The organism is Sphingopyxis sp. (assembly GCF_016793825.1).
GTDB lineage: Bacteria > Pseudomonadota > Alphaproteobacteria > Sphingomonadales > Sphingomonadaceae > Sphingopyxis.
Genome location: NZ_JAEULM010000023.1, coordinates 83742 through 105406, shown reverse-complemented (window position 1 = coordinate 105406; position 21665 = coordinate 83742). Strand labels below are relative to the sequence as shown.

The window sequence follows — 21665 nt, the reverse complement described above, 5'->3', positions numbered from 1 at the left end:
GTCATCCCGGCGAAGGCCGGGATCCCGCCAGTGCGTCCCGCCAGATTGCGTGAGGATGCGGGGTGGAGATTCGGCCCTTCGCCGGGATGACGATGCGATGTAAGGGGCGTCCATGAATCCCGACCGACAATCCCCCGTCTGGCACCCCTTCACCCAGCACGGCCTCGGCGACCCGATCCCCCTGATCGCCCGCGGCGAGGGCGCGCGCCTCTATGACGCCGATGGCAATCACTGGATCGATGCGATCTCGAGCTGGTGGGTCACCACTCACGGCCACGCGCACCCGCGCATCATGGCCGCGACCCGCGACCAGTCGGAAAAGCTCGACCAGCTCATCTTCGCGGGCTGGACGCACGAACCCGCCGAAACCCTTGCCGCCGAACTGGTCCGCATCACCCCCGATCCGCTCACCCGCGTCTTCTTCTCGGACTCGGGTTCGACCAGCGTCGAGGTCGCGCTGAAAATGGCGCTCGGCTACTGGTTCAACCTCGGCGAGGATCGCAGCCGCATCCTCGTCCTCGAACACAGCTATCACGGCGACACCATCGGTGCGATGTCGGTCGGCGAACGCGGGGTCTACAACCGCGCCTGGCAGCCCCTGCTCTTCGACGTCGGGACGATCCCCTTTCCGCACGAGGGGCGCGAACAGGCGACGCTCGACGCACTCGACGCCGCCTGCGCCCAAAAGCCGGCGGCCTTCATCGTCGAGCCGCTGATCCTCGGGGCCGGCGGCATGCTCGTCTACCCAGCCTGGGTGTTGGCGGAAATGCGTGCGATCTGCGCCCGCCACGACGTGCTGTTCGTCGCCGACGAGGTGATGACCGGCTGGGGCCGCACCGGGACGCGCTTCGCCTGCGATGCTGCGGGCGTCATCCCCGACATCGTCTGCCTGTCGAAGGGATTGACCGGCGGCGCGATCCCGCTTGCCGTCACGCTGTGCATCGAACCGATCTTCGCGGCACACTGGTCGACCGATCGTGCGAAGACCTTCTACCATTCGTCCAGCTACACCGCGAACCCGATCGCCTGCGCCGCGGCGAACGCCAATCTCGCCATCTGGCGCGACGAGCCGGTGCAGGCGCGCATCGATACGCTCGGCGAGGCGCAGGCGGCGCATCTCGCGATGCTCGCGCACGATCCGCGCGTCGCCAGCGCCCGCTCGCTCGGCACCATCGCCGCCTTCGACATCGTCGCGCCCGACGCCGGCTATCTGTCGAACCTCGCCCCCCGCCTGATCGCCTTTCACCGCGACCACGGCGTCCTCCTCCGCCCGCTGGGCAGCACCGTCTATGTGATGCCCCCCTACTGCGTCACGCCGGCCGACCTGTCGCATATATGGACGATGATCGCGGCATCGCTGGACGCGATCTAGCGGCCGGCGAGCAAAGTCCCAATATTCGTGCCCCTGGATATCAGCAGGAAAGCAGCGGCGATGTCGCCTGTGCAGAGTCGCGCACCGGCGATCCGAAAGTAATCGCCAGAAATCCCTGCTCTTGGTCCAGCGCCTTGCCCTGCGCGACGGTGCGGATGGCCTTCGCGGGAATTTTCGCTGCGGCGATGCGAGATCGCAGTTCTTCCGCCTGCCGCGCGGCGATCTTCATGTTTTCGGCCTCCGTTGGTCCTTTCAGCCATCGCGCCCAGACGATGACCGGTCGGTCGCCGTTCGCGTTGCGCTGGCGAAGCGACAGGAGCGTGCGCTGCCAGACATAGTCGCTGATCGGATAATCGTCGTGATTGGTACCAAACATTACCAGGCACGACTGGTCGGCGGCGACCGGCGCCTCGCCGGGGTTTGCGATCAGGACGGCGATGGCGACGGCGAGCATGGCCGAAAGATTACGCTCCGGCTGCTGACAAAGGCTTAACCAGCCAGAAGAAATGCCCCTCTATGCATCACCGCAGCCCCCTCAATTCGGCTGAGGTTCATCTTCGTCGGCTACAATGCTCGGCGGGGATGGTCGCCAGGGAATGCGCGTGATGAAAAGATCTGCCCCACTTCTGTTTCTCCTCCTCGCGCTCGCGGCGCCGGCACATGCGCAGGACGACGACCTTGCGCAGACCGGCCACCCGCCGCAGCGCACCTCGATCCTCTACACCTATGGCGACGATCCGTGCCCGCCCTCGACGGGGGACGAAATCGTCGTTTGCGCGCAGCGCCCCGAATCCGAACGCTACCGCGTGCCCAAGGAACTGCGCGAAGAGTTGAAGGACGATGCCCCCGTCGGCGGGGGAAGCTGGGCCTCGGCGGTCGAAGGCTATGACGACATCGCCCGTCTCGGCCGTCCGAACAGTTGCTCGGTCGTCGGTTCGAACGGCTTCACCGGCTGTACAGCCGCGCTGCTGCGCGACTGGTTCGAGGCACGCCGCGCCGCGCGATAAGCCGGTTCCGCCGGCATCGGAAACACAGCGTTTCGATCGCACCGATTGACGGCGCGGCCCCGGCTCGCCTAGCCTTGGCCTCCCCCAGACAGGAGCCCCCCGCATGATCCCCACGCGCCGTATCGCCCCCTTTGCCGCCCTCGCCCTCGCCGCGCTCGCGATCCCCGCCGTCATCGCCCAGTCGCCCTCGGGCGTTCCGGGCGCGCCCGACAAGGCGCGCGTCACCGCGGGCACCTATGCCGCCGACCCCAACCACACGCTGGTCCGCTGGGAAGTCGATCATTTCGGTTTCAGCCGCTACACCGGCATCTTTGGCGACGTCACCGGCACGCTCGTGATCGACCCCGCCAATCCCGCCGCGGCAAAGCTCGACGTGACGATCCCCGTCGCCAAGGTGACGACCGCGAACGCCGGCCTGACCGCACACCTGCTGCGCGCGGGCAAGGACGGCGCGAAGGCCGACTTCTTCGGCGCCGCCCCCGCCGATGCGCGCTTCGTGTCCACCTCGGTGGTCGTCGATGCCGACGGCGACGAAGCCAAGGTCACGGGCAACCTCACCCTGAACGGTGTCACCCGCCCCGTCACGCTCGACGTCGATTTCCACGGCGCCGGCGACAATCCGTTCAACAAGAAGGCGACGATCGGCTTCGAAGCGGAAGGCAAGATCAAGCGTAGCGACTTCGGCGTCGCCTATGGCATCCCCGTCGTCAGCGACGAGGTCGAACTCGAAATCTACGCCGCCTTCGAAAAGCAGTAAGCGGCCCGCGCCCGCCCTTTCCCACCGACGGGACCGGGCGGGCGGGCATTCATCGCGCAGCCAGCAAGGCGCGGATAGGCTCCCCTCCTCTTTACGGGAGGATCCTATGCGCACGCCCCTGCTCGCCGCTCTCGCGCTCATCGCCACCCCGGCATGGGCGCAGGCGAATCCCCAGATCGACTATCCCGCTTTCCAGGCGCTCGCCGCCAGCGTCGCGCCGCAGCGCGCCGAACGGCTGCTCGCCTTCGACGCCTTCAAGGCCGAGGCGGCAAAGCCCGGCGTGCTGCTCCTCGACGCCCGCTCGAAGGACGCCTTTGCGCGCGGGCATATCGCGGGCGCGGTCAACCTGCCGCTTACCGACTTCACCGCGACAAGCCTCGCGGCGGTGATCGGCGCCGATCCCGGCCGCCGCATCCTCATCTATTGCAACAATAATTTCTCGAACCACCGCGCGCCGGTGCCGCTCAAGTCGGCAGCGCTCGCGCTCAATATCCAGACCTTCATCAACCTTGTCGGCTATGGCTATCCCAATGTCGTCGAGCTTGCCGACGTCGTCGATTTCGACGATCCGCGGGTCGGCTGGGTCGCGGGCTGAGCGCCGTCCTGCGCAATTTTCGCATTCCCCCCTTGCATCGGGCGACATTTTCAACCAATAGCCTGCCCATGCGCGGCAACGCCCTTCTTCTTCTGCGACTTACACGCCCTTGGGCGTGACACTGGCTGCGCGCTAGTCGCGGCCACCCGCTCAAGGGTCCGATCGACACCGCACCGCAACCGACCAGAAGAAGTTTCAAACCCATGACCATGCTCCGCGACCCCTCGGTCAAGTACAGCGCCTTCCCGCAGGTTCCGCTCACGAACCGCGAATGGCCCTCGCGCGTCACCACGAGCGCGCCGATCTGGCTCTCCACCGACCTGCGCGACGGCAACCAGTCGCTGATCGATCCGATGGATGCCGAAAAGAAGACGCGCTTCTTCGACCTGCTCGTCAAATGCGGGTTCAAGGAGATCGAGGTCGGCTTCCCCGCCAGCGGCGCGACCGATTTCGACTATATCCAGAACCTAGTCCGCACCGGCCGCATCCCCGATGATGTGACACCGCAGGTGCTGACGCAAAGCCGCGCCGACCTGATCCGCACCAGCTTCGACAGCCTGGAGGGCGCGAAAACCGCGATCGTCCACGTCTATAACGCGGTCAGCCCGGCGTGGCGCAAGATCGTCTTCGGCATGGAGATGGACGAGATCAGGGGCATCGCGATCGAGGGTGCGAAGCAGCTCCGCGACAATGCCGCGCGCCTGCCCGGCACCGACTGGCGCTTCGAATACAGCCCCGAAACCTTCTCGACCGCCGAGCTCGATTTCAGCCTCGCCTGCTGCGAAGCGGTGATGGACATCCTGCAGCCGACCGCCGAGAAGCCGATCATCCTCAACCTCCCCGCGACGGTCGAGGCATCGACGGCGAACATCTACGCCGACCAGATCGAATATTTCTGCAAGAATCTGCCGAACCGCGACCGCGCGATCATCTCCCTGCACACCCACAACGACCGCGGCACCGGCGTCGCGGCGGCCGAACTCGGCCTGCTCGCGGGCGCCGACCGCGTCGAGGGCTGCCTGTTCGGCAATGGCGAGCGCACCGGCAACACCTGCCTCGTTACCATCGCGCTCAACATGTACACGCAGGGCGTCGACCCTTGCCTCGACTTCTCGAACATCGACGAAGTCATCCAGACGGTCGAATATTGCAACAACCTGCCCGTCCACCCGCGCCACCCCTATGGCGGCGAGCTGGTCTACACCGCCTTTTCGGGCAGCCATCAGGACGCGATCAAGAAAGGCTTCGCCGCGCGCGAACGCCAGAATGACGAACGCTGGCAAGTCCCCTATCTGCCCATCGACCCCGCCGACCTCGGCCGCAGCTATGAAGCGGTGATCCGCGTCAACAGCCAGTCGGGCAAGGGCGGCGTCGCCTGGGTGCTCGAACAGGACAAGGGCCTGAAACTGCCCAAGAAGATGCAGGCGAGCTTCAGCCACGTCGTCCAGGCGGTCGCCGACGAAACCAGCCGCGAACTCGGCGCCGACGACATTTGGCAGGCGTTCGAACGCACCTATCTCGCCGAGGGCGGCAAGCGCTTCCAGCTCGTCGACTGGGCCGAAACGCATACCAAGGGAGTGGGGGCGGGCGCCGACCGCATCTTCGCCGGCAAGCTCACCATCGACGGCACCCCGCGCAGCGTCAGCGGCCGCGGCAACGGCCTGATGAGCAGCGTCATCGCCGCCCTCGCCGAATCCGGCGGCCCGCTGATGGACATCGTCGACTATAGCGAACACGCGATCGGTCAGGGCAGCAATGTGCAAGCCGCAGCCTATGTCGAATGCCGCACCGCGGACGGGAAAAGCCTGTTCGGCTGCGGACTCGACACCGACGTCGCTACCGCGAGCGTGCGGGCGATCTTGTCGGCCGCGAACGGCGCGCAATAGAGATATAAAGAATTCTTTATATCTCTATTGACAACGATAGCTCCAGCCCTATTCTGAAGGCTGTCGAGGTTCTTCCAGTCGCTCCGGCGACAGGAAGCTAAGACGGGAAGCCGGTTCAAATCCGGCGCTGCCCCCGCAACTGTAAGCGGTGAGCGACGGTCGATACGTGTCACTGGTTCGGCAAGGAACCGGGAAGGCCAGACCGCCGCGTCGATCCGCGAGCCAGGAGACCTGCCTCGTCAGATACGTCCTCCGGCGGGGTGCCCGGTCAGGCCGCATGCATGGCTGCGCCCGACCTTGCTTCGCGGGCGCGGAGTCCCGTGCGTACGCGTCTGTCCGGCGCCTTGCTCCTTGCAAGGTGCTTCTATCATGACTGTCAGTGTCGCCACTCTGGGCTTTCCGCGCATCGGCCTTCGCCGTGAACTCAAACTCGCGCTCGAAAAATATTGGGCGGGCAAATCGTCACTCGCCGACCTGCAAACCGCTGCCACGGGCCTCCGCGCACTGAACTGGACACGGCAAAAGGCGCTCGGTGCCGATATCCTGCCCTCGAACGACTTTTCGCTCTACGACCATGTGCTCGATACTACCGCACTCGTCGGCGCCATACCGGCCCGCTACAACTGGACGGGCGAGGGCATCGACGCCGACCTCTACTTCGCCATGGCGCGTGGTGCACAACAGCCCGCCGATTGCGGACATGCCCATGGTGGCGAAACGACCGCGATGGAAATGACCAAATGGTTCGACACCAACTATCATTTCCTTGTACCGGAACTCGTCGCCGATCAGGTCTTCAAGATCGCCTCGACCAAGATTTTCGACGAGTTCAAGGAAGCCAGGTCGCTTGGATATGCAACACGCCCCGTCCTTCTCGGCCCCGTAAGCTATCTGATGCTTGCCAAGGGCAAGGCGGTCGAACCGCTCGCACTGCTTCCCCGGCTTCTCGATGTTTATGCCGAGGTTCTCACGCGCCTCGCCGCGCTCGGCGCCGATTGGGTTCAGATCGACGAGCCCTGCCTCGTTCTCGACCTGAGCGACGATCAGCGCACGGCGTTCGAACGCGCCTATTCCTCGCTCGCCACGCGCGGCCCCAAGCTGATGCTCACAACCTATTTCGGTGGCCTCGGCGACAACCTCGATCTCGTCGCCCAGCTTCCCGTCCACGGCCTCCATCTTGACCTCGTCCGCGCACCCGAACAGCTCGAACCGGCCGTCGCAAAACTCCAGCCGTACGTCCTGCTCTCGCTCGGCATCATCGACGGTCGCAACATCTGGCGTGCCAACCTTCCCGATCTTTACTGGCGCCTCAAGGAACTGGCGGCAAAGCGAGATCTCGTCATCGCGCCCTCCTGCTCGCTCCTCCATGTTCCCGTCGATCTCGCGCTCGAAACATCGCTTGACCCGGAAATCGCCCAATGGCTCGCTTTCGCGGCGCAAAAGGTCGAGGAGTTGGCCGCGCTCGCTCGGGCGCTGAACGAGAGTGAGGATGCAAGCTTCACCGCTTTCTCAGCTTCGCGGATCGCCGCGGTCGCGCGGGCCACATCGCCGAAAATCCATGACCCGGTGGTCATGGCTCGCGTGGACGCGCTCGACCAGAGCGCAGCGCGCCGCGCCGTTCCTTTCGCTGTCCGTCGTGAAGCGCAGCAACGTCGCCTGAAACTGCCCGCTTACCCCACCACCACCATCGGCAGCTTTCCTCAGACGCCCGAGGTCAGGAAGGCACGCGCCGCCCACGTCAAGGGCGACATCGACGACGCGGCCTATGCCCAGTATCTCCGCGTCGAAACGCGCGCCGCGGTCAAATGGCAAGAGGAAATCGGCCTCGACGTCCTCGTGCACGGCGAGTTCGAGCGCAACGACATGGTGCAATATTTCGGCGAGCAACTCGCCGGCTTCGCCTTCACTCGCTCCGGTTGGGTGCAAAGCTACGGCTCGCGCTGCGTCCGCCCGCCGATCCTTTATGGCGACGTCTCACGCCCGGCACCCATGACCGTTGAATGGTGGCGTTACGCCCAGGAACAGACAGACCGCCCCATGAAGGGCATGCTCACCGGGCCGGTGACAATTCTCAACTGGTCCTTCGTCCGCGACGACCAGTCGCGCGCGGCAAGCTGCCGCCAAATCGCACTCGCCATTCGTGACGAGGTACGGGACCTCGAGGCCGCCGGCGCCGCGATCATCCAGATCGACGAAGCGGCACTGCGCGAAGGCCTGCCGCTGCGCCGCTCGGAATGGCAGAATTATCTGGACTGGGCGGTCGAAAGCTTCCGTATCGCCTCCTCCGGCGTCCGCGAGGACACCCAGATCCACACCCACATGTGCTATTCGGAATTCAATGACATCATCCGCGCGATCGGTGCGATGGACGCCGACGTCATCTCGATCGAGACCGCGCGCTCGCAGATGGAACTGCTCGACGCCTTCGCCAGTTACGCATACCCCAACGAGGTAGGCCCCGGCGTCTATGATATCCACTCGCCCCGTATTCCGGCGGAGCGCGAGATGACCGACCTTCTTACGCTCGCGGGCAAGCATGTACCCCCGAGCCAGCTTTGGGTAAACCCGGACTGCGGACTCAAGACGCGCAGATGGGACGAGGTGCGCCCCGCGCTTGTCGCGATGGTTGCAGCGGCAAAATCGATGCGCGCCCGCGCACTCGTGAAGGGTGCGTATCATGCAAAATGACGTCATGCCGACATGCCAGCCGGCCATCCGCGTTACCGCCATGCCAGCCAACGCAAATGTCTATGGCGACGTTTTCGGCGGCTGGTTGATGGCGCAGATGGACCTTGCCGCTTCCTCGGTTGCCTCGCTCCACGCACGCGGCCGCGCGGTGACGATCTCGGTGGAAGGCATGTCCTTCCACCGCCCCGTTTTCGTCGGCGACGAGGTCTCGGTCTTCGGCCGCCTGATCAAGGTCGGCCGCAGTTCGATGCATGTCGAGGTCGAAACCTGGGCCCGTGATCGCCATTCGGACGAGGGTCTCAAGGTAACCCACGCCACTTTCGTCTTTGTCGCAGTTGGGCCAGACCGTCGGCCTCGACCGGTCGCGCCGCTTGAAAACTGACGAAAGGGCGATCCGGAAAATCGCCCTTTCCTACATTTCACCCATATGGTTCATTCTGTCGGTTTCACCCAACCGAAAGGACGAATCGATGGACGACGCCCCGCATAATCCCGCGCATATTCCCGCCCCCGGCAGCTATCACTGGACGCCGCGGCTCCAGCGCGACTTTCTGGAGGCGTTCGCCACCAACGGGTCGGTGAAGATTTCGGCGGCGAAGGTCTGCATGTCGCCCGCCGCCGTCTATCAGCTCAAACAGCGGCCCGAGGGGGCGGCCTTCCGGCTTGGCTGCGCGGCGGCGCTGCTGATCGCGCGCGGGCGGCTCGTCGACGAACTGCTCGACCGCGCGATCTGGGGGCATGACGAGACGACCGAGATGCAGCGCGAGGACGGCCGCAGCTTTGTGAAGCGCCGCCGCATCGACAGCCGCCTCGGCCTCGCGATGCTCGCGCGGCTCGACCGCATGGTCGAAACCCGCGCCCGCGAAGGGGAAGAGATGCTGGCCCAGATCGTCGCCGGCGACTGGCCGGGCTTCCTCGCGCTGTTCGATATCGAACCCGGCGCGGCCAGTGGGCAGGCGGACGGCGCCGGGACGGACGCCGGGGGCCATGGCGCCGCCCTCGCCCTCTGGCTCGCCGGCCGCGACAACCGCGCCAACCCCCTCGCCGCCCTGTGGCGCGGCACCGGAATCGCGAATGAAGTTGCGCAGATTTCTGCCGTTTCCGACGAAGCCCCCGCCGACGAACCGACGCCAGAGGAAGAAGCCGCCGCGATGACCGTCTGGCACGACCAGCAGCATGGCGAATGGCGCACCAACTTCCCCCCGCCCGATGACTTCGCCGGGACCGAGGAGGGCCGGTTCGGCGATGACGATTATGAACGCACCCTCGACCTTGACGAGGAAATCGCCCTCGACGCCGCTTTTGCCCAAGCCGTCGCCCCGCTCCGCCGTGCCGGCGAGGCCGCCCGCCGCGCCTTCTTCGCCCTCCCCGCCCCGGCGAACGACGCGGCGCCGGAGGACGAAAAGGTGCGGAAAAATGCCAGCGGTTAACGGTCCCCCCATCCTCGTCATCCCCGCAAAAGCGGGGGCCCGGCGAAGCAAATCGAACAGCGCGGCAGCCCTACAAGGAAAAGTTGCAACCGGGTTCCCGCGTTCGCGGGAATGACGATATCGTGCGGGACGAAATCCCCCAAACCTTGACTTTTCACGGAAATGCGCCATATTCGGAAAGCTAACGTCGCCTGCGACGGAAATTTGATGCCCGCGGGTTTATCCCCAGGCGGCGGATTCTTCCCTTCACACGCTACCAGCTCCACCGGCGCGTTTTGCCGGGGGATCATCTATTTCCGTGAAAGGAAACGACCCATGCCGATCGGCACCGTAAAATTCTTCAGCATCGACAAAGGCTATGGCTTCATCGAGAACGAAGATGGTTCGGGCGACAATTTCGTCCACATCACCGCCGTCCAGAATGCCGGCATGACCTCGCTCAGCAAGGACCAGCGCGTTTCGTACGACCTGGAAACCGGCCGGAACGGCAAGACCTCGGCAGTCAACCTCCAGTCGGCCTGACCCTTTGGCCAAAGAGGAACTGATGACCTTCGAGGGGCAGATCGACGAGATCCTGCCCGACGGCCGCTTTGGCGTCGTGCTCGAAAACGGTCATCGCGTCATCGTCTACACGGCCGGTCGGATGCGGCGTTTCCGCATCCGGTCGGTCGTCGGCGATGCCGTCCGCGTCGAAATGACGCCTTATGACCTGACCAAGGGCCGTCTCGTCTACCGCGAACGCGGCGGCGGGCCGGTCACGGCCGCTCAGCGCAAACGGCGCTGATGCGCGGATGGGGTCGGCGTGAATGCGCCGGTCCCGACCGACAGGGCGAGCGCCAAAGGCGCCGCCCGATCAAGAGACCGGCGCAAACGGCGCCGGCCTCCAACAACCAGAACACTCAGAATAAAGATAAAGATGATGACTATGAATTCTACCCATTCGATTTTTCCCGCTCTCAGCGCACTGCCGATGGCCGGCAAGGCGATCGCGACATCCACGTCGCACCGCCGCCGTCCCACGCTCTCGCGCCGCGAGCTCCGGCGTCTGATCGCCGAAATGGTCGATTGACCGCAATCAAAGGAAGCAGCCATGTCGGCCACCATCGATTTCTACCTCGCCCAGGCCGAAAAATGCACGGCAGAGGCAGGCACGTCGCAACTGACCCAGGTCCGCGACCGCAATCTGCGCGCCGCCGCGGCGTGGCAGGCGATGGCCGACAAGCTGCTCCACACCGAAACGCTGCGCGCCGAAAAGGAAAAGCTCGCGGCGGCGGTGCATCGCGCGGCTGGTTCGGCGAACGGCTGACCGCGGGTGCCTCGGATGGACCGGCGCCTTCGCCCGGGCAGGCCTTCCCTTTGCGGGCCGGGATGGCTTAAAAGCCGGCGATGACCGCACAGACCCAGCCCGACACCATCCGCGTCGCCACCGTTCAATACGGCCTGCGCGGCCTTTCCGGTCCCGACGCTTTCGAGCGGCAGGTCGATTATTTCGTGACCTCCGCCGCCGATTATGGCTGCGACTTCATCCTGTTCCCCGAACTTTTCCCGATGCAATTGCTGTCGTCGGGCGAACGCCTCCCCGCCGCCGAGGCCATGGCCGCGATCGATGCCGCCACGCCGCGCTTCGCCGCATTCATGGCCCGCCTTGCGCAGCAGCATCGCCTCAACATCGTCGCCGGTTCGCACCCCGTCCGCATCGCCAGCGGCGCGACCCGCAACCGCTGCCACGTCTTTCTCCGCGACGGCACCGCCCATCACCGCGACAAGCTTCACCCCACCCCGTCCGAACGGGAGGCCTGGGGGATCGAGGGCGGCACGGCCCGCGACGCCGATGTGATCCCCACCGACTGCGGTCCGATCGGCATCATGATCTGCTACGACAGCGAATTTCCGGAACTGCCCCGCCGTCTCGTCGATCAGGGCGCCGAAATCCTCTTCGTTCCCTATTGCACCGACGATCGCCGCGGCCACCTCCGCGTCCGCTATTGCTGCGCCGCGCGAGCGGTGGAGAATCAATGCTATGTCGTCACCGCGGGCGTCACCGGCAATCTGCCCAACGTCTTCAACATGGACATCCACCACGCCGAAAGCGCGATCCTGACTCCGTCGGACATGCCGTTCGCCCGCGATGGTATCGCCGCCGAGGTCACCCCGAACACCGAAGGCATGGCCGTCGCCGACCTGTCGATGACGGACCTGCGGCGGGCTCGGGCAAGCGGCGCGGTACGGAATCTCGCCGATCGCAGGCTCGACCTCTATCGCGTCGACTGGATCGACTAGGCATCGGCGCGCTATCGATATTGCGGGCTCGTCCCCCCTTGCGTGACCTTCCCTTTACGTTAAGGTAAGTTTCAAACCGCAACCGGAGAGTGTGATTCATGGCCCTTCCCCCGATCTTCGACCGCCTGCGCCTGCCCGTCATCGGTTCGCCGTTGTTCATCGTTTCCGGGCCGGACCTGGTCATCGCCCAGTGCAAGGCGGGGGTCGTCGGCAGCTTCCCGGCGCTGAATGCCCGGCCGCAGACCCTGCTCGACGAATGGCTCCATCAGATCACCGAGGAACTCGCGGCGTGGGATCGCGACAATCCCGATCGCCCCTCGGCACCTTACGCCGTGAACCAGATCGTCCATAAATCGAACGACCGGCTCGAACAGGATATCGCGACCTGCGCCAAGTGGAAGGTGCCGATCACCATCACGTCACTGGGTGCCCGGGAAGAGCTCAACCAGGCCGTTCACAGCTGGGGCGGCATCACGCTCCACGACGTGATCGACGACCGGTTTGCCCGCAAGGCGGTGGAAAAGGGCGCCGACGGGCTGATCCCCGTGGCGGCGGGGGCCGGCGGCCATGCCGGGCGTCAGTCGCCGTTCGCGCTGGTGCAGGAAATTCGCGAATGGTTCGACGGCCCCGTCGCGCTCTCTGGCGCTATCGGACATGGCCGATCGATCCTTGCCGCCCAGGCCTGTGGCGCCGACCTTGCCTATATCGGCAGCGCCTTCATCGCGACCGCAGAGGCCAATGCCGAAGAGGGCTACAAAAACGGCATCGTCGAAGGCCGCGCGGGCGACATCGTTTATTCGAACCTCTTCACCGGAGTTCACGGCAACTATCTTCGCCAGTCGATCGTCGCGGCGGGTATGGATCCCGACAATCTGCCCGAAGGCGATCTCAAGACGATGAATTTCGGATCGGGCGGCAACACGAAAGTCAAGGCGTGGAAGGACATCTGGGGTTCGGGTCAGGGCATCGGCTCCGTGACGGCCGTCCGTCCCGTCGCCGAATTCGTCGCCGAACTCGAAGCACAGTACATCGCCGCACGCCGCGAGCTCGAAGCGAAAGTCAGGCTCTGAACGGCTCGGCGAACAGCCGATCGATCGCCTCGTCCAGGTACGGCCGGTCGGCAAAAAGCCGCATCGGATCGTGGCGGTTGAGCCAGAAGGTACCGCCATGCCGGTCAGTCAGCGCGCGTCGCATCGCGTCCTGCAACAGCCGCAACCGCATGACCGCCGTACGTCGCGCCATCCGCAGATCGATCGGCGCTTGCACGGTAAAATGCACGCGAATGCGTTCGACCCTCGCCGCCATCACATCATTATAGCCGCGGTGTGGGCCACGATGAAGCGCGTGGCCCAACCATAGCGCCGCCGCTTCGGACGCTGGAAGCACCAGTCCGTTACTGCCAAAATGCTGGAGAGCGAAGCCTTCGACGCGCAAATGCTCAAACATCGAGGCCATCTGCGACCGGCGGAGCAGCGCGACGGGAACCAGATGATGGCGTTGGAACCCCGGCTGCGGCGATGGCGCGCCTCGCCAGCCACCGCCCCTCATCCAAAATCGCTGCCGAACTCGACCAACAACGTCCGATGCCCATCGCTGCCGTCCCGCGGCGACAGCAGCACCCATTCGCCAGCCTCAAGCCCGCGCACGCGCCGTGGCTCGATAACGGGACCACTCAAAACGATATCAAGCGACAACCGCGCGAGGCGCTTGACCATCTCGGCCACCGTCCAGCCCGGCGGCATCCGGCCTTCGATCTCCTGCCCACCAAACAGCGTCAGCCCTCGCGTCCGCACGACCTCACCCGCCCCCGTTTCACCATGGCGGAAGGCAACCAGATGCAGCACCGGCGGCATCCCACTCTTCAGCATCTCGGCGATCGAGGCGCGAAGCTGTGGCGCGTCCGACCATAGCCGCGCTGGCGACCAGAAGATGTGACCCGCGCCGAACAGGTCGATCAGCAACGCCATCATCTTGAAAAGCTCACGCATTCGGGTGGGCGACGGGTCTGCGATGTCATCGCGCTCGGGAACAAACACCCAGCATTGGCCGGTCGTACGCCACTCGGGGGGCAGGCTGGCAGCCAACAGGCTTGTCGATGGATTCCGCGGATCGGCGAGGTCGAAAGCTTCATCCGACGGCAGCCCAACGAGGATGGAGACCGATGCGAGACGCAGCCTGTAGAGCGGTCCGGCGATATTCACGGCTGGGACATGGTCGCCCGCCACGAGTTCGGGCCTCAGCCCCATGTGGCGCAGCCTGGTCTCGAGGCCGGCCGGTGGCTGGTCCTCCGCCGCATTACCAAAGATCAGCGCAAAGGGATCCGGCTGAACCGGAAGACTTGATGCGTCGTTGTATGCCGCCTGCATTCGTCCGCTTGCCCCTACCCCAGGGTTCGCTCCTGCATCGCAAGGACTGCCAGAATATTCAAACGCTTATTCGGACATTGCGACAAGTTAACCTCGTCGTTCCGGATGAGAGGGTCGGATCAGATCGCGACCTGGCTACCCAGTTCGACCACGCGATTTGTCGGCAAGCGGAAATATTCCATCGCGCTTTCCGAATTGCGCAGCATCCAGGCGAACAGCTTTTCGCGCCAGATCGGCATGCCGGGCTTGCTCGCAGCGATCAGCGTCTGACGCGAGAGGAAGAAACTCGTCTCCAGCATCTTGAATTCGCCGCCGCATCCCGTCGTGCGCTTCAAGGCCTCGGGCACATCCACCGGCTGCATGAAGCCATAATTCAAGATGAGCCGGTGAAAACCTTGTCCCAAGGCTTCGAGCTGGCATAGCTTCGCCTCGGGAACGAACGGAACATCGGCGATCTTGATCGTCAACAGGATGATGCGTTCGTGCAGCACCTTGTTATGCTTCAAGTTATGGAGCAGCGCGTGCGGCACCCCGTCTGACGAAGATGTCATGAACACGGCCGTGCCAGGAACGCGCGTCGCGCTGTTCGCCGCAGACTTCACGAACACCGGGATCGGCATCGCGCCTTCCGCCATTTCCTGCTGCATCAGCTTCCGTCCGCGCGACCAGGTTGTGAGCATGGTAAAGATGATAAGCCCGATCGCCAGCGGTACCCAGCCGCCATCGGGCACCTTGATCAGATTTGCCCCGAAATAGGCGATATCGACGATGAAAAAGACCGCGAGTACGGGCAGCGCCTTCCACGCCGGCCAGCGCCACAGCACGAACAGCACAACGCTCATCAGACAGGTATCGATGAACATCGCGCCGGTCACCGCAATACCATAGGCAGCGGCAAGATTGCTCGACGAACCAAAGAACAGGACGAGCAGGATGACCATGACCATCAGTCCCCAGTTGACTACCGGGATATAGATCTGACCCTGCGCCGATGCGCTCGTATGCTCGACCCGCAAGCGCGGCATGAAACCCAACTGGATCGCCTGTTGCGTCAGCGAAAAGGCACCTGAAATCACTGCCTGGCTTGCGATGATCGTCGCCAGCATCGCCAGGATCACGACCGGCACGCGCCACGTGTCCGGCATCATCAGGAAGAAGGGATCTTGAATCAGTTGCGCGGTCGGAGCAACCTCCGCCGCAAGAACCATCGCGCCCTGCCCCATGTAGTTGAGCATCAGCGCCGGCAACACGAAGCAAAGCCAGCTCAGTCCGATCGGAGCGCGCCCGAAATGCCCCATGTCGGCGTAGAGCGCCTCCGCGCCGGTGACCGCAAGAACGACCGCGCCCAGCGCGATGAACGCGGTAAAGCCGTCATAATAGAAAAAGCGCATCGCATTGATGGGGTTCAACGTATGCATGATAATCGACGGATGATCGACGATATGGAGGACGCCTAGAACCGCAAGCATCGTGAAATAGAGCAGCATGATCGGCCCGAAAAGCATGCCGACTTTCGCCGTCCCGCGCGCCTGGATCGCGAATAGCCCGATCAGGATGGCGAGCGCGATCGGCACGATATAGGGCTCGAACCCGCGGCTCACATATTGCAGACCCTCCGTCGCCGAAAGCACCGACATCGCCGGCGTGATCATGCTGTCACCATAGAACAGCGCTGTCGCGAAAACGCCCAGCAGCACGATCGGCCAGGTCCAGCGCTTGCCCTCCGATTGCCGGCTGATCAGCGCAAGCAGCGCGAGGCTTCCGCCTTCTCCCTTGTTGTCGGCCTTCATGATCGTCAGCACATATTTGAAGGTCACGACGAGCATCATCGACCAGAACACCAGGCTCAGAACGCCGTAGATGTGCAACTGGTCGGCCTCGATCGAATGGTGGCCGGCAAAGGTTTCGCGGAATGCGTAAAGCGGGCTGGTCCCGATGTCGCCGAACACCACACCCACCGCGCCGACAGCAAGCTTCAGCTTGCCATCCGAATGGTGCCCGTGTCCGTAATGGACCGTTTCGGCGGCGGCAGTCGGGCCAGAGCCCGCCCCGTTCGCCGCCAGTTGCGACTCAGCAGTCATTGCGCGCCTTTAGACGAGCCGGTGCGGGGTGGATAGCGTCCAAATCGGACCTCACAGCGAAGCGTCTATGGCACGTCTGGCGGCAACGCCGGCCCCATTGCCTGCCGCAGTTGCGCCAACCGCGCCTCAAGGTCGGATCGCCACGGCGCATCCGCGGGTGAACGCGCAAGAAGCTGGCTCCATACAGTCTCGGCACCCTTCAAATCGCCGCCCTGCGCCATTGCGAGTCCTGCAAAGAACGGCGGTGCCGGATGCGTCGGATCGCGCTTGGCTGCCTCGTCGAAGGCCAGCGCGGAAGCAGGTGACATCACGCCGCCGCCATGCGCGACGAGTGCGTTACCAAGACCAACCCATAAATCGACATTATCTGGATATTTCTGAAGCCCCTTTTCCAGCGCCTGCGCTGCGAGCTGTGTCTTGCCGGTGCGCATGAAGCCGTCAGACATGCCGATCCACTGCGCCGCAGGACCAAAGCGGTCGGCCATCCCCTGTTGCCGGTCGGTGATGACCTCACCAAAGCCGTCTGGTTCAGGCTCCTTCGCAACCGGCTTGCCGGGCAACGACGGGCTACCCTGCAGCGCATAGCCTGCAAGCCCGAGCATAATCGCAGCGCCTGCCAGCGGTCGTGAAATGGCCGGCAACTTGCCAAGCCAGATGATGCCGCCGGCCGTCAGTGCCGCAGCGATCAGGATCCAGAGCCAGATCATCCTTCCGCCTCCTCTTCGACGCCACCGCGCCGGAAGCGTCCGAAAGCAAACCATCCCCCAAGTATGAAGAACAGCAAGGGGCCGAACCACAGGAGCATCGTCGCCGCATCGAGGGGCGGATCATAGCTTACCCAATTTCCATAGCGCGCGACCAGCCACTTACGGATCGCGTCGGGATCTTCGCCGGCAGCGATCTTGGTACGCACCTCGTGCCGCATATCCCCCGCGAGCGGCGCATCGCTGTCGGCGATCGACTGGCCCTGACACACAAGGCAACGAAGCGTCTCCATCAGTTCCTTGGCCTTCGCTTCCTGCGCCGGGTCCCGAAGTTGCTGATAGGCATAGGGCGCCGGCGGCAATCTGTCCTGCGCCACTCCAGGAGCGGCGAACAAAGCCAGCATCGCCAGCAGGAACAGCCGTACCCTCACTTCATCGCCTCCAGCTTGGCGATGATATCGGGCACCTGTTCGGCGATGATAACACCTTGAATCTGCTCACGAATAATCCCCTTGCCGTCGATCAGGAAGGTTTCAGGCACGCCGGAGGAACCAAGCGCGATCTGGACGCTGCTTTGCTGGTCCGACCCGATGCGATCGAACGGATTGCCGACTTCTTGCAGGAACTGTGCGACGTCGTCAGGCCGATCGCGTATCGCGATGCCGTCGATCGGCACGCCGGCCGCCTTCAGCGCCTCGAGCTGCGGTGCCTCGGCGCGACACGGAATGCACCAACTCGCGAACACATTGACCAGACGCGGCCGGCCATCGGCAAGCTGACTGCTCTTCAGCCCGTCGACACCCGCAGTCGCGGGCGGAAGATCAAACAGCGGCATCGGCTTATTGATCCACTGCGATTCGATCAGCGTCTGCGGAGGAACGGCAAGGCGATAGATGAACGCGCCGAACAATAGCCCCATGATCGCCAGCGGAACGAAAAGGATCCAATGCCTTTTCATGCGAACCGCTCCTCGGCCTTCCGCGCCCGCCGTACGCGCCATATCTCCAGCAACTGCGCGCGGCCGAGCATCGACAGTGCCGCGCCGATCGCGATCAACGCCCCGCCGAGCCATATCCACCACACCAGCGGTTTCCACCACAGGCGAAGCTGATACCGGTCGGCGGTCCCGTCATCACCCGTCACCGGTTGGCCCAGCACGACATAGAGCTGACCGCCAGGCCGCGTGAGAAGCGCGGCCTCGTTCGTCTCGGTGGGTGCCGTGCCCATCAAGCCGGGGAACGTCCGGGCCTCCGGATGCAGCGTAAACGACGCTCCCGACGAAGTCGTGGCGATCAGCGTACCTCGGATCGCGGTATAGTTCGGTCCCGCGGTGGGTGTGACGCCCGCGAACTTAACCGAATAATCGTCGACCTTCACCGTCTCGCCGGGCGCGGCAGCGACGAGCCGCTCTTTGATGAAGGCGCTTTCGGCCGCCATTCCTGCAAGCGCGATAGCGACGCTGAAATGCGCGATGACCATCCCCCAGGTCGGCAACGGCGTGCGCCGCAGGTTGCGCTTCCACAACGGCGCCAGGCTGGCGACGGCGACGATGCCCGCCACGGTCATGCCAAGCAACGGCAGCACACCGACCTTGCCACCGAAAAGGACAAGTCCAAACAATATCACGGCGCCCGCGAAAATGGCGATGGGCAACCGGGACCAGAGCTTTTTGCCATCGTCCTTGCGCCAGTTCAGCAACGGCCCTGTGACCATGACCAGGCACAGGATCAGCGCCAGCGGGCCCGCAACCTTGTTGTAGTAAGGCGGTCCGACCGAGATTTTCTCGCCCATCGCCTCAGCGACGATCGGATAGAGCGTGCCCAGCAGAACGAGCGCGAGGATCGTGGTCAGCAACAGATTGTTGATCACGAGCGAGCCTTCGCGGCTCAACAGCGCGAATTTCTTGCCCTCAGCGACCGTACCTGCCCGCAAGGCAAACAACGTCAACGCACCGCCGATATAGATCGCCATCAACGCAAGCAGGAAGGTTCCGCGCTCGGGGTCGACCGCAAAACTGTGAACACTGGTCAGCAAACCCGACCGCACGATGAAGGTGCCGACCATCGACATGGAGAAGGCAATCACCGCCAGCATCACCGTCCATGCACGCAGCGCGTTTCGCGTCGCCGTCACGCTCACCGAGTGAAGCAGCGCAGCGCCCGCAAGCCAGGGGATAAGCGAGACATTCTCGACCGGATCCCAGAACCACCAGCCGCCCCAGCCAAGCTCGTAATAGGCCCAATAGCTGCCTGCCGTGATCCCAAGGGTCAGGAAAATCCAACTGCCCAGCACCCAGGGCCGCATCGCGCGCGCGAAGGCCGGACCAATCTCGCGCGTGACGAGTGCTCCGACCGCAAAGCTGAACGCGACCGAAATACCGACATACCCGATGTAAAGTGTCGGCGGATGAAAGGCGAGCCCGGGGTCTTGAAGCAGCGGATTGAGCCCCTGCCCATCGGGCGGGGCAACCGGCAAGCGTTTGAACGGGTTCGACGAAAAGAGCAGGAATGCGAAAAAGCCTAGACTCAGCGCAGCCTGCGCCGCAAGCGTTGCGACAAGCGTATCCTTGCGCAGCCGCTTCTCGAAAATCGCGACCAGCGCGCCCGATACGCCGAGGATCGTCAGCCATAGCAGCATCGATCCTTCGTGGTTGCCCCAAGCGCCAGCAACCTTGAACAGCATCGGTTTCAGGCTGTGGCTGTTTCGTGCAACCAGTTCGACCGACATATCCGATCGGACGAACAGCGTGATGAGCAAGCCGAACGCGACAGCGGTCAATACGCCCTGCGCGACGCTCGCCGGTCGCACCAGCGCGGCGAGATCGTCTTTGCCGGTGCGGACATACAGGATACCCACCACCAGCGACAGACACGCAAGCGCCGCCGCGATCCACAGCAGGGCGAGGCCGAGTTCGGCGATCACAGCACGCTCTCCGTCGCCCCGGCAACGGCGGGATTGGCGATGCGAGTCCGGCTGATCATTCCCCCGGCGCCAGTTTCATATTCTTCGGCATCTCGCCCATCTGCGGGGGCATATAGCGCTCGTCATGCTTGGCTAGAATACGGTCGGCGACGAAGATGCCGTCGGCGCGCATTCGCCCATCGGCCACCATCCCCGAATTCTCCGCGAAAAGGTCCGGCACGATGCCCTTGAACTGAACCGGGATCGACGCTTTGCCGTCGGTGGCGACGAAGTCGATCGTAAGACCATCGCTCTGGCGCCTGATGCTGCCAGCGGCAACCATGCCGCCCAACCGCATCGGCTCGCCTACCATGGTCTTGCCGGCCTTCACTTCGGCAGGTGTACGGAAATAGGCCGCCTCGTCGCGCAGCGCACTTGCTCCAAGCACACCCGCGCCCGCGACGCCGCACAGCGCCACCGCCGCCAGAATCAACCTTTGATGCTTTGCTTTCATTTTCGGTCCTTGCGCAGCGCATCGCTGCGCCTCTCAGCCTTCGCCATCGCGCGCCAGCTCGTCCATAGCACAGCGCCAGTCAGCACGGCGGTCAGAATATAGGCTGCGGCAACGAATGCCCACTGCCCGCCTCCGCTGATAACCCCCGACACGCCCTAATTCCCTTCGTCGTCGGCTAGCCGCCGCAGCCGCGCCGCAACGCGATTGTCGGCGATGATCCGTCGCATGCGCATCAGCACGATGGCACCGAATAACAGCGAGAAACCCAATACCGTCAAGCCCAGAGGCCAGAGCAGCGCGCCGTCGATCGACGACCCACCCAGCGTGATGCTCGGTCCTTGATGCAGACTATTCCACCAGACGACGCTGCGGTTGATGATCGGAATGTTGATCGCACCAACCAGCGCATAGATTGCGGCGCCGCGCGACAGCGATCCGCCCTGTCGCTGTCCCTCGTCGCCGCTCGTCAGCGCGACGAAACCGGCATAAAGAAACAGGAGGACGAGCATCGATGTCATCCGGCCGTCCCATTCCCACCAGGTGCCCCAGGTCGGCCGCCCCCATATCGACCCGGTCGCCAGACACAGGGCGCAGAACAGCATGCCGGGAACGGCAATCGCGCGTGCCGCGATGCCCGCCAGCGGATGCCGCCAGACAAGCTGCACCAACCCCGCCAGCGCCAGCGACGTCCATCCGCCCATGCCAAGCCAGGCCGAGGGAACATGGACGTAAAGAATGCGGGCGGTCTCACCCTGCTTGGCTTCGCCGGGCACCATCATTAGCCCGGCCCAGGCCCCGCCGATCACGAGCAGCAACCCGACACCGAGCAGCCATGGCGTCAGTGGCTTTGCAATCGCCAGAAAGCGGGTCGGGTTGGCGTAAGCGTGCATCGCGAGCCGAGCCTTAAGCGAGCGTCGAACGCGGGTCCAGCCAATTGCGCCCCCTCACACCCATCAAGGACCATCGTCCGTGGTAGTGGCTCGACATTGATAGGAAGGCGTGGCCCAATGTGACGGATTTGTCACATACGCCATGAAAATGCGGCATCCGGCACGCTGTTCGCCGATTTCTGGTAGCCCTTACG

Annotated in this window: 25 protein-coding genes and 1 riboswitch; of the genes, 14 read left to right on the top strand and 11 right to left on the bottom strand. The window is 64.2% G+C overall.

Features of this window, described 5'->3' with window-relative positions; all coding sequences use genetic code 11:
• Positions 1 to 112 precede the first annotated feature (112 nt).
• A complete protein-coding gene (locus JNM03_RS07750) occupies positions 113 to 1372 on the top strand; it encodes an adenosylmethionine--8-amino-7-oxononanoate transaminase (RefSeq protein WP_294035862.1) in 1260 nt (419 codons plus the stop codon).
• Between the two features lie 40 nt (positions 1373 to 1412).
• On the opposite strand, the gene JNM03_RS07745 is transcribed toward JNM03_RS07750, so the two are convergent.
• Positions 1413 to 1826: a hypothetical protein gene (locus JNM03_RS07745; protein ID WP_294035860.1), complete on the bottom strand. Its 414-nt coding sequence runs from the start codon at positions 1824 to 1826 to the stop codon at positions 1413 to 1415.
• A 151-nt stretch (positions 1827 to 1977) separates the two neighbouring features.
• Here JNM03_RS07745 and JNM03_RS07740 point away from each other — a divergent pair, with 151 nt between their 5' ends.
• From JNM03_RS07740 to JNM03_RS07680, 13 genes are all read left to right on the top strand, one after another.
• Entirely contained in the window at positions 1978 to 2379 is a 402-nt protein-coding gene (locus JNM03_RS07740; protein WP_294035858.1) for a hypothetical protein, read from the top strand.
• Positions 2380 to 2482: 103 nt separating this feature from the next.
• Entirely contained in the window at positions 2483 to 3136 is a 654-nt protein-coding gene (locus JNM03_RS07735) for a YceI family protein (RefSeq protein WP_294035856.1), read from the top strand.
• A gap of 106 nt (positions 3137 to 3242) precedes the next feature.
• On the top strand, positions 3243 to 3731 hold the full coding sequence (locus JNM03_RS07730) for a rhodanese-like domain-containing protein (protein WP_294035854.1): 489 nt from the start codon (positions 3243 to 3245) through the stop codon (positions 3729 to 3731).
• Between the two features lie 203 nt (positions 3732 to 3934).
• The gene (gene leuA / locus JNM03_RS07725; RefSeq protein ID WP_294035852.1) at positions 3935 to 5617 is read left to right on the top strand and encodes a 2-isopropylmalate synthase; all 1683 of its coding nucleotides are present in this window, start codon (positions 3935 to 3937) and stop codon (positions 5615 to 5617) included.
• A 49-nt stretch (positions 5618 to 5666) separates the two neighbouring features.
• A riboswitch (cobalamin riboswitch) is annotated at positions 5667 to 5871 on the top strand.
• 115 nt (positions 5872 to 5986) lie between these two features.
• On the top strand, positions 5987 to 8305 hold the full coding sequence (metE, locus tag JNM03_RS07720; RefSeq protein ID WP_294035850.1) for a 5-methyltetrahydropteroyltriglutamate--homocysteine S-methyltransferase: 2319 nt from the start codon (positions 5987 to 5989) through the stop codon (positions 8303 to 8305).
• Positions 8295 to 8687 (top strand): acyl-CoA thioesterase, encoded by a 393-nt coding sequence (locus JNM03_RS07715; protein WP_294035848.1) that lies wholly within the window; start codon positions 8295 to 8297, stop codon positions 8685 to 8687. Before metE ends, JNM03_RS07715 begins: the two co-directional genes overlap by 11 nt.
• Positions 8688 to 8775: 88 nt before the next feature.
• A complete protein-coding gene (locus tag JNM03_RS07710; RefSeq protein ID WP_294035846.1) occupies positions 8776 to 9735 on the top strand; it encodes a hypothetical protein in 960 nt (319 codons plus the stop codon).
• A 315-nt stretch (positions 9736 to 10050) separates the two neighbouring features.
• Positions 10051 to 10257: a cold-shock protein gene (locus tag JNM03_RS07705; RefSeq protein WP_294035844.1), complete on the top strand. Its 207-nt coding sequence runs from the start codon at positions 10051 to 10053 to the stop codon at positions 10255 to 10257.
• A gap of 4 nt (positions 10258 to 10261) precedes the next feature.
• On the top strand, positions 10262 to 10519 hold the full coding sequence (gene infA / locus JNM03_RS07700; RefSeq protein ID WP_294035842.1) for a translation initiation factor IF-1: 258 nt from the start codon (positions 10262 to 10264) through the stop codon (positions 10517 to 10519).
• A 141-nt stretch (positions 10520 to 10660) separates the two neighbouring features.
• Entirely contained in the window at positions 10661 to 10804 is a 144-nt protein-coding gene (locus tag JNM03_RS07695; RefSeq protein ID WP_294035840.1) for a hypothetical protein, read from the top strand.
• A gap of 21 nt (positions 10805 to 10825) precedes the next feature.
• The gene (locus tag JNM03_RS07690; RefSeq protein WP_294035838.1) at positions 10826 to 11041 is read left to right on the top strand and encodes a hypothetical protein; all 216 of its coding nucleotides are present in this window, start codon (positions 10826 to 10828) and stop codon (positions 11039 to 11041) included.
• Positions 11042 to 11121: 80 nt separating this feature from the next.
• On the top strand, positions 11122 to 12015 hold the full coding sequence (locus tag JNM03_RS07685; RefSeq protein ID WP_294035836.1) for a carbon-nitrogen hydrolase family protein: 894 nt from the start codon (positions 11122 to 11124) through the stop codon (positions 12013 to 12015).
• 98 nt (positions 12016 to 12113) lie between these two features.
• Positions 12114 to 13085, top strand: a complete 972-nt coding sequence (locus tag JNM03_RS07680; protein ID WP_294035834.1) for a nitronate monooxygenase family protein — start codon at positions 12114 to 12116, stop codon at positions 13083 to 13085.
• Here JNM03_RS07680 and JNM03_RS07675 read toward each other — a convergent pair.
• From JNM03_RS07675 to ccmC, 10 genes are all read right to left on the bottom strand, one after another.
• Positions 13075 to 13563 carry an AHH domain-containing protein gene (locus JNM03_RS07675; RefSeq protein WP_294035833.1) on the bottom strand — a complete coding sequence of 163 codons (489 nt, stop codon included), beginning with the start codon at positions 13561 to 13563 and terminating at the stop codon, positions 13075 to 13077. The two genes, JNM03_RS07680 and JNM03_RS07675, sit on opposite strands and share 11 nt — an antisense overlap.
• A complete protein-coding gene (locus tag JNM03_RS07670; RefSeq protein WP_294035832.1) occupies positions 13560 to 14381 on the bottom strand; it encodes a hypothetical protein in 822 nt (273 codons plus the stop codon). The genes JNM03_RS07675 and JNM03_RS07670 overlap by 4 nt, the downstream gene beginning before the upstream one ends.
• Before the next feature lie 119 nt (positions 14382 to 14500).
• Positions 14501 to 16462, bottom strand: a complete 1962-nt coding sequence (locus tag JNM03_RS07665) for a potassium transporter Kup (RefSeq protein ID WP_294035831.1) — start codon at positions 16460 to 16462, stop codon at positions 14501 to 14503.
• A 65-nt stretch (positions 16463 to 16527) separates the two neighbouring features.
• Positions 16528 to 17169: a cytochrome c biogenesis factor gene (locus JNM03_RS07660; protein ID WP_294035830.1), complete on the bottom strand. Its 642-nt coding sequence runs from the start codon at positions 17167 to 17169 to the stop codon at positions 16528 to 16530.
• Positions 17166 to 17570, bottom strand: coding sequence for a cytochrome c-type biogenesis protein (locus JNM03_RS07655; RefSeq protein WP_294035938.1), 405 nt, complete (start codon positions 17568 to 17570; stop codon positions 17166 to 17168). The genes JNM03_RS07660 and JNM03_RS07655 overlap by 4 nt, the downstream gene beginning before the upstream one ends.
• Before the next feature lie 23 nt (positions 17571 to 17593).
• Positions 17594 to 18124 (bottom strand): DsbE family thiol:disulfide interchange protein, encoded by a 531-nt coding sequence (locus JNM03_RS07650; protein ID WP_294035828.1) that lies wholly within the window; start codon positions 18122 to 18124, stop codon positions 17594 to 17596.
• Complete coding sequence (locus JNM03_RS07645) at positions 18121 to 20088, bottom strand: heme lyase CcmF/NrfE family subunit (RefSeq protein WP_294035826.1); 1968 nt, start codon at positions 20086 to 20088, stop codon at positions 18121 to 18123. Before JNM03_RS07645 ends, JNM03_RS07650 begins: the two co-directional genes overlap by 4 nt.
• Before the next feature lie 55 nt (positions 20089 to 20143).
• The gene (gene ccmE, locus JNM03_RS07640; protein ID WP_294035824.1) at positions 20144 to 20581 is read right to left on the bottom strand and encodes a cytochrome c maturation protein CcmE; all 438 of its coding nucleotides are present in this window, start codon (positions 20579 to 20581) and stop codon (positions 20144 to 20146) included.
• A complete protein-coding gene (locus JNM03_RS07635) occupies positions 20578 to 20733 on the bottom strand; it encodes a hypothetical protein (RefSeq protein ID WP_294035822.1) in 156 nt (51 codons plus the stop codon). Before JNM03_RS07635 ends, ccmE begins: the two co-directional genes overlap by 4 nt.
• A 3-nt stretch (positions 20734 to 20736) precedes the next feature.
• The gene (gene ccmC / locus JNM03_RS07630; protein WP_294035820.1) at positions 20737 to 21471 is read right to left on the bottom strand and encodes a heme ABC transporter permease CcmC; all 735 of its coding nucleotides are present in this window, start codon (positions 21469 to 21471) and stop codon (positions 20737 to 20739) included.
• Positions 21472 to 21665 lie beyond the last annotated feature (194 nt).